Raw genomic sequence first — 739 nt, forward strand, 5'->3', positions numbered from 1 at the left:
GGATCTCATCAGGCGCGCCGTTGAGCTGGCCCGAGGCCCGCATACGGATGCCGATGCGCGAAATGCCCGGATATCCCGGCGGCTCGCGTCGAACGCTGGTCAGCGTGGTCCAGGTGAAGTTGGCCTGGGCGCCGCTGCCATCGGTGTTCTGACCGGCAACTCGCACGCGCACGTCGTACTGCCCCTCGGGGACATCCAAGGTGTAGCTGCGCTTCTGGGTCTTCTGGGTGCGGCCAGAGACGCTGTAGTTGCCGAAGTTCAGCCAGTTGCCGGTGCCGACGGCCCGGTACTGAACCTGAAGCTGCTCTCGGTGGTCCTTTTCCTTTCCCTTCGACGTCACGTCCCAGATCTGGAACTCGACGCCCACCACCAGACGGATCGTCCGCTCACTGCCGGTACGCTGCACCCATTGCCCCGGCCGATTCTTGGGGTCGCTACTGGTGTCGAGCAGCCGGCCACCCTCGACCACAGCCACGTTGCTGTAGATCGGGATGTCCTGGTCGGGCATGCCAGAGAAGCCGTGGTACCAGACCTGCACCCCTTCGAAGCTGGAGAGCAACGCATCCCCGTTGTAGAGCTCTTCCACTCTGGCAACGTTGATGCCGGGAGTCAGCAGCAGCGAGACGAACTGCTGATCGCCCTCGTAGTTCGTGTATGGCAGGCTCGCCACGTCCGGAGCGATGCGCACCGACCCCAACAGCAGGCCCAGCGGCTCATAGGGCCGTGGACGGTTGCGGGG

At 64.5% G+C, this 739-nt stretch carries 1 protein-coding gene; it reads right to left on the reverse strand.

Going from position 1 to position 739, the window contains the following annotated elements; genetic code table 11:
* Nucleotides 1–739, reverse strand: a 739-nt coding sequence (locus tag ACFC0D_RS38610; RefSeq protein ID WP_376446795.1) for a hypothetical protein, incomplete at both ends; no start/stop codon positions are given.

The sequence above is a fragment of the Streptomyces sp. NPDC056222 genome, assembly GCF_042264065.1.
In the GTDB taxonomy this organism is placed as follows: domain Bacteria; phylum Actinomycetota; class Actinomycetes; order Streptomycetales; family Streptomycetaceae; genus Streptomyces.